Origin of the sequence: Sphingomonas sp. (assembly GCF_031361285.1) — a bacterium.
Taxonomy (GTDB): Bacteria; Pseudomonadota; Alphaproteobacteria; order Sphingomonadales; family Sphingomonadaceae; genus Sphingomicrobium.
The window spans coordinates 1-9,774 of sequence record NZ_JANMCO010000112.1 but is presented as its reverse complement, the minus strand read 5'-3'; the positions used below and the strand labels follow the sequence as shown (position 1 = coordinate 9,774).

Sequence of the window (9,774 nt, the reverse complement as noted above, 5' to 3'; positions counted from 1 at the left end):
CGTCGAAATGGAACGCATAAGCGATGTGGGCAAGCGGCGAATCTGCCAAGTCGGGGCGGGCGCGCATGAACTTGTTGGCGAGCGCGGCGGCGGTGTTGATAGAATAATCGGAAAAGTCGCCGGCCTTGCCCTGGGCGTTCGCACGCAACCAGTAATGGTGGCAGCGCAGCCATTCCCAATCCTGGCCGATGACCCCAAAGCCGTGGATGTACCTCGCCCCGATTTTCCACCAGTCGACGAATTGGATGCCGAGCTTGAACGTGCCCTTGGTCATCCGCATGAACTCGGCTTCGTCGAGGTTTAGGAGCTCGTTGTATTTCTTGATCGCGGGGATCGTCGCTTCGCCGACGCCGATCGTGCCGATCAGCTCGGATTCGACGAGCTCGACTTCGTACAAACCCTGGAACAGTTCGGCGAACAGCGCCGCTGTCATCCAACCGGCGGACCCGCCACCGACGATCAAGATTTTGCGAATGCGTTGCTCGTCCACTGTCGGCCCTCCGCGACCCTAATGCCTTAGTTGGAGCCGGGGGGACAGTTCGCGATGGCCGGTCCGACGGGGAGCCGCGCGATCCGCGCTGGGCGGCGATAGCTGAGGCCGTAGCCGCGCCGGAACTGGGCCACGCCGCGGCGCAAACAGTCGCCTGCCGGCCAATCAAACGAGAGCCTGCCCGTGAAATCATGGGCCGGCCGGCCTTTGAGCTCGGTGAACAGGAGGTCGGCGATGCCCTGGCCCTCGGTTCCCGGGAGCCAGGCGGCGATGAATGCATTGGAGCGGTTGATGAGGTCGTTGGCCGATACCGGGCGCCCGGACAGGAGGATGGTGACGACTGGCACTCCTTTGCCGCCGACGCGGTCGAGTATTGCGAGATCGGCGGGATAGCGCGCGCTGTGCCGCATGGTTGCCGGGAAGGCGATGTCGCCGGCGCCCTCGGCATAAGGTTTTTCCGCCGCGACCGCGACGATCGCGCGATAGCGGGAGGGGTTCACGCCTTTGCCGTCGGGGCTGTAATCGACTTGTCCCCGCCCAAGCGTCTTTCGAATTCCGTCGAGGATTGTCTCGCCGTTGGGAAAGTCCGAATTGCTGTTCTCGCTGCCCTGCCAGGTCAGCGACCAGCCACCAGTCTGGGCCGCCATGCTGTCGGCGCCGGCGCCGACCACGAGCACTCGCCCGCTTCTGGAAATCGGCAGCGCGCCGCGATCATTCTTGAGCAGCACCAGCGACTTTCGAACCGCCTCGCGGGCGATCGCGCGCGACGCCGCATCACCGATCGCCGAGGCGTCCGGGTGAGGGCCAGATGCCGGGGAACCGTCGAACAGGCCGCTGCGCAGCTTGGCGCGCAGGATCCGGGTCACGGCGTCGTCGATGCGTGCCATCGGGATCGCGCCGCTGCGAACGTCGGCAACGGTCTCAGTGATGAACGCCTTCCAGTCGTCGGGAACCATGATGAGGTCGATCCCGGCGTTGATCGACTGCGGGCAATGCGATTTGGTGCAGCCCGGAACCTGCTCGATGCCGTTCCAGTCGGACACCACCATCCCGTCGAAGCCCATCCGCCGCTTGAGCACGTCGGTGACCAGATAGCGGTTGCCGTGCATCTTGCCCCACGGCCGCTTGGCGGCGGTGTCGGTCCAGCTCGAATAAGAGATCATCACCGTCTGCGCGCCGCCCTCAAGCGCGCCGTAATAGCCGGCGGCGTGGGTGCGGATCAGCTCGGCTTCGGAGGCGCGGGTCTCGCCCTGGTCCTTGCCATGAAAGGTGCCGCCGTCGCCCAGGAAATGCTTGGCGGTCGCAAGCACGTCGTCGCCGCCTTTGAAGTCGCCCTGCAGGCCGCGGATCATCGCGTCGGCGTAAGAACGGACGAGCGCTGGATCGGAGGAATAGCTTTCATAGGTGCGGCCCCAACGCGGGTTTTGCACCACCGCCAGCGTCGGCGCGAACACCCAGGTGATCCCGGTCGCCCGGACCGCCCGCGCGGTGGCGTGGCCGATGCGCGTCATCAACGCCGGGTCATGCGCCGCGCCAAGGCCGATGTTATGCGGAAAGAGCGTGGCGCCGCGCACGTTGTTGTGCCCGTGGACCGCGTCGGTTCCCCAGATCACCGGGATCTTGATCGCCATGTCGGTCGACATTGAGGCTTCGTAGAAGCGCCGTGACAGGTCGAGCCAGTCGGCGATGCTCGCGTCCTTGCGCTTACCCGGCCAGGCGCCGCCACCATTGAGGATCGAGCCCAAATAATAGCGCCGGACGTCGTCAGGTGTGACCGAGTCGATGTTGGGCTGGGTCATCTGCCCGATTTTTTGCTCGAGCGTCATTCCGGCGACGATCCGCCTGATCCGCGCCTCGTCCGCGACGGCTTTGCGGGATGCCAGGGGTCGCGACTGCGCAGCTGGCCAGCGCGACGCCGCCACAGAAGTTGCAGTCGATGCCGTCGATTGCGCCAGCACCGGCGATAGGGCCAGCGCCCCGGCAAGCAGGACACAACTTGCCGTCCCGCCGGTCAGTCGGGTCAATTTCACGCGATCACCTTCGTCAGAAGCGATAGTTGAAACCGAGCAGCCACTGGCGTCCGTACTTCTCGTACGTCTCGATGAACCTGCTGCCGTTGGCGGTGGTCGGTCCGCCGTCGACACCGATCAGGGTCCGATACGGCGAGTCCGTAACATTGTTGACCTGCAGCTGGATGCCGAGATTGGGGAGCATTCGGCTGGTCTCCGGGAAGGTGTAGCCGACCTGCGCATCGACCTGCTTGTCGGCGAGAATCTCGGTAAAGCCTCGGGTCGCGAACAGCTGCACCACCTCACCCTTGAACGGCGACCGGTAACGATAGCCGACGCGGGCCTGGAAGCCGTTCTTTTCGAAATAGCCGGTCAGGCTGGCGACAGTGCCCGACAGGCCCGGAATTCGAACTTCCTGTGTCTGGTCGGGCGTTGGATTGAGGTTCGTTTTCGTCTTGGACAGGCTGCCGATGATTCCGAAGCCGTCGAGCATGCGCGTGAGGCGCCCAAGCTCGATCGCGCCGCTCAACTCGATGCCTTTGATCGAGCCGCCGTTGCCGTTGGCGGGCTGGCTGATGGTTCCGATCGGGCTGATGATCACCCCGGCCGGAATTCCCGCTGCCGTCGATGGCAGCGGCAGTCCGCTGAAGTCGTAGGGCAGGGTCTGGGTGTAAATGTAGGTGTCGAGCTTCTTGTAGAAGCCGGCGACCGCGACGTAGCTGCCCTTGCCGATATACCATTCATAGGCAAGGTCGAGGGCCTTGGCGCGCCACGGCTTGAGCCTGGGATTGCCGCCGCTGGCCGACCACGGATGGATTTCCTGGCCCGGAACGCAAGGTGGGCTGCCGAGGCACGGGTTGCCAAAACCAGGGGTCAGGTTCGCGCGCATTTCGTCCATGCGCGGACGGGCGAGGACCTTGGCCGCGGCGAAGCGGATGCGGTGTCCCCCGCCAAGGTCGTAGTAGGCGTTCAAACTAGGCAGGAAGTCGGTATATTTCGCGCCGTCACTTACCGGTGTGATCTCGATTGGCAACACATCGGTATTGATGCGCTGGCCTTCCGACTGCTGGTCCTGGTGGACAAGCTGGACGCCGACATTGCCGTGGAGATTGCCGGCCGCGAACATGGCGCGCGCTTTCAGCGTCCAGATATCTTCACGGATGTGCCACGCCTTGTCGAAGTGGTTGGCGTCCTCGAGCACGGTAATGTCGTAATATTGATCGATCGCATCGGGCACGTTGTAGCTGAGGGTGTCGCCGAGGCCGGCGAAACCGAGCGATGTCGGGTTGACCAGGACATCGCTGCCAACCAGCACTTGCATGCGCCCGTTCTTGAGCATCAGGTCCCACTCGTCGACGTGCTTTTTCTTGTCGCGGCGGGTGAAGTTCGCGCCGATGTCGATCGCCTCGAAAATCCCGCGTGGCTCGTAGCGAAGGTCGAGGTCGCCCGAATAGACGTTCTCGCGGACGTCGGGGTTCTTCATCGCCCCGTCATGACCCCAGCCGCCCCACGGCGCGCGGTCGCCAAGCGACACCTGCGAGGCATCGGCGTAGTTCAAACCTGTCCCATAGGTCGGAAAACCGCTGCCGGTGATGTCCCAGGAGATTGAGTCGAAAACACGGTTGTCGTTCTGATTCGGAGCTGTCACGCAGCAGCCGTAGCCCGCGTAGGTCTCGACAATGCTCTCTTTGCGCTTGTTGCTCGAATAGGACAGGTCGCCGATCAGCGACAGCTGGTCGGTGAATTTATATTCGTTGTTGATGCCGGCCGAGAACAGCCAGTCGTCGCGGGTGTTGTAGTCGTTGCGCAGCTGCGGTGCGACGCCGTTGGCAGTGCCGGTTACGGCGAGCTCGGTCCCGCCGCGATCTTCGGTCGTGACATTGGTAAAGGTCTGGCTGTCGGCCCAGACGTTGGAAAACCATTGCGTGCCGCGCATCGTCTCGCGCTGTTTGAACCGCGAGTAATAGAGATCGACGATCGTGTGGAGCTTGTCGTCGGGCTGCCACTCGAGGATGCCCATCACCGCGTCGCGGACGTTGCGCCGCGAGTAATTGAAGACTTCCTGGCCGGTGAGGAAAGTCGCAGAGTCCGCCGAGTCCGGGGAGATGCGGTCTTTGGTGAAATCGCAGCAATCGAATGTCTCGTAATTATAGCCCTTGAAATGCTTGTTGTGCGACGGCGAGTCGAGGTGGGCGAAACCGATCGCGACACCAAGCTGGGGCGTGAGCTGGTCGATGTAGCTGACCGAAAGCCGGCCACCATAATTGCGCACGTCGCTGTTGACGCGCTTGGTACCGTCGAGCTCGCCGCGAACGTTGACGGCGATGGCCCGCTTGCCAAACGTCAGCGGTCGAACGGTGCGGAGATCCGCGGTACCCGATAGCCCCATCCCGGCGATGTTGGCGTCGGGGGTCTTGTAGATGACGACGCTGTTGAGCAGCTCGGACGGATATTGGTCGAACTCGACCGCGCGATTGTCGCCCGAACTCGCTTGCGGCCGCCCGTTGAGCAGCGTCGTCGTGAAGTCCGGCGAAAGGCCGCGGATCGAGATCACCTGGGCGCGGCCATTGACCCGCTGGGCGGCGAGGCCGGGCAGGCGCGCGATCGACTCGGCGATCGAAAGATCGGGCAGCTTGCCGATGTCCTCGGCCGACACGACCTCGACGATGCTCTGGTTGCGGCGCTTGGTTTCGATCGAATTGCGGAGGCCCGCGCGAATGCCGGTGACAACGATTTCGCTACCGTCGGCGGCCGTGGTTTCCGGAGCCGGGGCTATCCCCGGATCGCCGGGCGTCGGATCGGTATCGGGCTGGTCCGGAGCCGGCTGAGTCACGACCTGCGCCGAGGCTGGCGCGGCCATCGTCGCGATCAGTGCCAGAGTGGAAACGGCGGTGGCGAATTGAACCATGCGACGGGCGACGGCAGGCGTCCGAGCTGCGCTCATCTTCAGTCTTCCCCTCTGTTGATCTGGCTGCATATCCGCCGGGACTCCCAGCGCCTGCAGCCATTGGCTCCCGTTTCATTGGAAGCGCTTCCAATCTGTCGATATTACACCGGCGTGTCAACCGCCTTGCAATCGCCCGCAGGCGGGATGTTCTAGGCTGGCGGCGCGCCGGTCGATTCGCGTTCAACCAGATAATGGGCAGCGGTGACCTGCCGCGACTGCTCGTCATCCGCATGGCTCGCGCGACCGATCATCGCGACGAGCATGTTGGCGGCATCGTAACCAATCTGTTTGATCGGCTGGTGGACCGTTGTCAGCGGCGGCCAGACGATCTCGGACAAAGGCGTATCGTCGAAACCGGTGACCGAGATGTCGCCGGGAATCGCCAGGCCAGCGCGGTGAATGGCCAGCAGGGCCCCGGCAGCCATGTCGTCGTTGGCGCACATCAATGCCGTCGGCCGCGGTTGCGATTCCAGAATGCGTTGGGCGCACTCGATCCCGGAATGGAACGTGAAAGTCCCGCGTTCTTCGATGATCGATGCGTCCGCGATCCCCGCCGCGGCCAGTTCGTGACGCAGCCCGTTGAATCTTCGTTCGGCCGAGCGATGGCCGGCAAGTCCGTGAATATAACCGAAGCGACGGTGACCAAGCCCGATCATGTGGCGGGCGATGTCGCGCCCGGCGGTGAAATCGTCGATCCCGATCGCGGGCGCCGCCGCGACTGCATCGGGATCGGCCGAGATGCAGATGATCGCCATGCCCCGCTCCCTCGCGTCAGCAAGGAGGACGCGGTCATCGGACAGCGGCGGCGTCAGGATGATTCCGGCAACCCATTGCTCGTCAAACATCGTCCTGATCTGTTGCTGCGCCGTTTTTGGGTCCGGGCTGACTGTCCGGGTAGTGACCTGGAACCCGTGATCGGCGCAACCGCGCAACGCGCCCAGCTCCAGGGCCGCGTGATAGTAACTGTTGGGTTCGGTATCGAGGTCGGACTGGTGGACGATGGCAATCTGGCCGCTCGTCCGGCCGGCAAGGTTGCGTGCCTGGACATTGATCTTGAAGCCGAGTGCATCGACCGCGATGCGAACCTTGTCGCGCAGTCCGGGGCGGACGTTGGGCCCGTTGTTGAGCACGCGTGAGACCGTTGTCCGACTGACGCCGGCCAGCGATGCGACATCGTCGATCGTGGGTTTCCCACCGCTAATCAGTCGTGCCCGGTCGCCTTCCATTGCGTTTCACTTCTGGCGCTGACTTAGCCGAGCGGCAAGCTTCAACAGACTCTGGGGACCTAAGCTCCTTCCACGGATTAGAAGTCGTTGCTACGTCTCTCACCATGCGGAGCGTAAGCACACTGGCTGATCGGCGGGGACTCTGGGCTTTCATGCTCGGGGTCCTCGCGGTTACTGCCGGCGTCCTTCTGCACTTGCCCATGTTCCTCACGGGCGGATCCATGCATTACCATTTGGCGGGCATGCCAATGGAACCAGATATGGTTTTCGGCATGGTCTTGATCGTCGGCGGCGTCCTGGTCGCGGCCTGGGGGTTGCTACCCAACAACATCCCGGCTCAACGAGCCGCCAGCCAGGACATTCTCATCGCGGCGCCCGAGGACGCGCAACTCGGAGCTGTGCACTGGACCTTGATGACGGTGCTCGTATTGGCACTGGTGATTGACGTTATGAAGCCCGCTTCTCTCGGCTTCGTGGTCCCGGAACTCAGTCGTGAATACGGGGTGCCCAAGGCGACCGGATCGCTGCTTTCCTTCTTCGCGCTGGTCGGGACGGTTTGTGGATCAGTGGTCTGGGGCATCCTGGCGGACATCTACGGACGCAAGGCGACGATCCTGCTGTCGGCGGTGTTCTTCGTCGGCACCGCGATCTGCGGGACGATGCCGTCACTTGCCTGGAACGTGTTCATGTGTTTCATGATGGGGGCGGCCGCCGGTGGCATGCTGCCAGTCACCTACGCACTCCTGGCCGAGATGATGCCAACGCGGCACCGGGGCTGGAGCCTCGTGCTGGTGGGCGGCCTTGGCGCCGCCGGCGGATATTTTGCCGCCAGCGGCGCGGCGGCGTTGCTCCAGCCCACCTATACCTGGCGCATCCTGTGGTTGCTCAACCTGCCAACCGGGCTCCTGCTCGTTTTGCTTGGAGCTTTTATACCGGAGTCAGCGAAGTTTCTTCTCGCGCGCGGTCGGCCGGAAGAGGCCGCCGCCGTCATGAAGAGGTTTGGAGCGGTCGCCCGCAAGGTCGCCACGCCGCAGCCCGCGCCCCTGAGGTCTCACGGTGCCCTCAGTGGCATGCATCTGGTTGGCAAGCTCACGGCCTTGTCCGTCGCCGCAATCTCCTGGGGATTGATCAACTTCGGACTGCTGTTGTGGCTGCCGGGCGCTCTCCAGGACAGTGGCTACTCGATTGCAGTTTCAAGCCGGCTTCTCGCCAAGTCTGCGCTCATTGCCCTGCCGACGGTATTCCTGTGCGCGCTGATCTACAGCCGCTGGAGCACCAAATGGTCACTCGTGACCATGCTCGGCGTAACGCTGGCGGGCTTGCTCCTCGTGTTGCGCCTGGAAGTCGCAGGCGAAGGCAGTCCGGTGATTCCAGTGGCCCTGCTCATTGTCGGATCCAACGGCGTGATTGCGGTCTTGCTCCCGTACACCGCGGAGAGCTTTCCCCTTCGAGTGCGCGGGCGCGCAACCGGGTGGGTGGCTGCATGTACCAAGGCCGGAGGCGTCGTTGCGCAAGCGTTGTCGATTACTGCGCTGGTTCCGCCAATGGCGTTGGTCGCCGGCTTCCTTGTCGGCCCGGTTGTTGTCGGAACCTTGCTTATTTCATGGTTCGGCCGGGAAACGAAAGGCGGCGACCTGAGGCGGCTCGATGCCGAGGATGCCGCTGCCGTCACGGTGCCGGTGTAGGTCATTCGGCACAACGCATCGCCGGGATGTCCGGGAATGGGTCAACATGGACACATCTGACGCCGCCAGGAGGGACCAGGCGATTGAAGCGCGCTCGTGAAGCCTGAATTGCGGCGGCTGGGCAAAAGCCAGAGCCCGGTCGTGGTCATCGACGACTTCAGCGGCGATCCCGATGGGCTGATCGAGATCGGTCGATATCTTTGAACCGCAGCACCAACCCACACCAAGGGCGGCTGACCGCCAACATTTTCGTGCGGGGACATTGACAGGAGAGAGGCCGCCACAACCGGCGAAAAATGGTGGACGCACTAGGGCTCGAACCTAGGACCCGCTGATCAAGAGGCTGGGGATCTGAAAGCGCGAGCGCGGAGCTTGCTAAAGGTCGCTAATCTCTAGGACAAAGAAGCCAATGCGTTGGACTGTGAGGTCGGCACGAGACGTGAATCGCGACTGCCCGGGGGTGGCCCTCATCAGACACGGAATCTAGGGCTTCTCACACCCAGTTTTCCATACGCGTTTCATACGCGAGAAAGAGATTTCGTCTAAGTCATTGAAAAATTGGCGCACCCGACAGGATTCGAACCTGTGACCCCTGCCTTCGGAGGGCAGTACTCTATCCAGCTGAGCTACGGGTGCGTGGGGCGCGACTTAGCCGCGCTGCGCCGCAGCGGCAAGCTGGCGCATTCGTCGTTGCGAGCGAAGCGTGGCAATCCAGTTTTTCTGTTTTGGCTGGATTGCCGCGTCGCCTTCGGCTCCTCGCAAAGACGGGTCAGGGCCGGCTCAGGAAGTCCTTGAGCCCGGCGTGGAGCTGGGCGCGGGCCGAGCCGACGATCATGCCGACGTGGCCCGAGGCGATTTCGACGGTGTCGCCGGCGGGGGCGGTGGCGGCGGGTGTGATGCGGTCGTGGGCGGCGGTGAAGTGGCGCATCGGTAGCGCGAGACGGTCGGTGATGGCGGTGCCGGCGATGGTCCAGCGGCCGCTGCCGGGGAGGTCGGCGCCGAACAAATCCTCGATCAGCTCGGCCGCGGCGGCGCAGGGCAAGGCCTCGCCCTGGTTGGCCCAATCCTCGAGCACGATGAAGCGGCGGGCCTCGGCGCTGGCCGGATCGAGCGCGGCGAATTTGGCGAATTTCGACACCGTGCGCTCGGGATCGAGCGACCAGAAGGCGGCCTGGAGGACCTCCATCGGCAGCGCGCCGAGGGCCTCGGCAGGCCCGCGCGCATCGCCCCACATGGCGAACAGGCTGTTGCGGCCCGCGGCCGGATAGGTAGCGAAGTTCCACGGCGCGGCGATGGTCACGACGCGTTCCACGGGATGAAGATTGGCGGCGGCGATGGCCATCGTCCCGCCGAGGCAGTAGCCGATTAACGCCCCGGGATCGCCGACTTCGCGAAGCAATGGCAGCAGCAATTGCTC

The 9,774-nt window shown here is 63.7% G+C and carries 5 protein-coding genes, 1 tRNA gene and 1 pseudogene; 1 reads left to right on the top strand and 6 read right to left on the bottom strand.

Annotated features, from left to right (window positions below):
* The 4 genes from RMO25_RS10200 to RMO25_RS10185 form a co-directional block, all read right to left on the bottom strand.
* Positions 1-490: tryptophan 7-halogenase (locus tag RMO25_RS10200; protein WP_309662495.1), on the bottom strand; the 490-nt coding region annotated here is incomplete at its 3' end.
* Between the two features lie 26 nt (positions 491-516).
* A complete protein-coding gene (locus tag RMO25_RS10195) occupies positions 517-2,520 on the bottom strand; it encodes a glycoside hydrolase family 3 protein (protein ID WP_309662494.1) in 2,004 nt (667 codons plus the stop codon).
* A 13-nt stretch (positions 2,521-2,533) separates the two neighbouring features.
* The gene (locus RMO25_RS10190) at positions 2,534-5,443 is read right to left on the bottom strand and encodes a TonB-dependent receptor (protein ID WP_309662493.1); all 2,910 of its coding nucleotides are present in this window, start codon (positions 5,441-5,443) and stop codon (positions 2,534-2,536) included.
* Between the two features lie 152 nt (positions 5,444-5,595).
* The gene (locus tag RMO25_RS10185; RefSeq protein WP_309662492.1) at positions 5,596-6,672 is read right to left on the bottom strand and encodes a LacI family DNA-binding transcriptional regulator; all 1,077 of its coding nucleotides are present in this window, start codon (positions 6,670-6,672) and stop codon (positions 5,596-5,598) included.
* 200 nt (positions 6,673-6,872) lie between these two features.
* Here RMO25_RS10185 and RMO25_RS10180 point away from each other — a divergent pair, with 200 nt between their 5' ends.
* Positions 6,873-8,357: an MFS transporter gene (locus RMO25_RS10180; protein ID WP_309662491.1), complete on the top strand. Its 1,485-nt coding sequence runs from the start codon at positions 6,873-6,875 to the stop codon at positions 8,355-8,357.
* Positions 8,358-8,916: 559 nt separating this feature from the next.
* On the opposite strand, the gene RMO25_RS10175 is transcribed toward RMO25_RS10180, so the two are convergent.
* Both RMO25_RS10175 and RMO25_RS10170 read right to left on the bottom strand, forming a co-directional pair.
* Positions 8,917-8,993 (bottom strand) — tRNA-Arg (locus RMO25_RS10175).
* Between the two features lie 133 nt (positions 8,994-9,126).
* A pseudogene (locus RMO25_RS10170) lies at positions 9,127-9,774 on the bottom strand (alpha/beta hydrolase); the annotation flags it as partial.

Bases quoted from the DNA above. Each gene is read 5' to 3' on its own strand.
- RMO25_RS10190 (WP_309662493.1), bottom strand. From the start codon at position 5,443: ATGAGCGCAGCTCGGACGCCTGCCGTCGCCCGTCGCATGGTTCAATTC.
- RMO25_RS10180 (WP_309662491.1), top strand. From the start codon at position 6,873: ATGTTCCTCACGGGCGGATCCATGCATTACCATTTGGCGGGCATGCCA.
- RMO25_RS10185 (WP_309662492.1), bottom strand. From the start codon at position 6,672: ATGGAAGGCGACCGGGCACGACTGATTAGCGGTGGGAAACCCACGATC.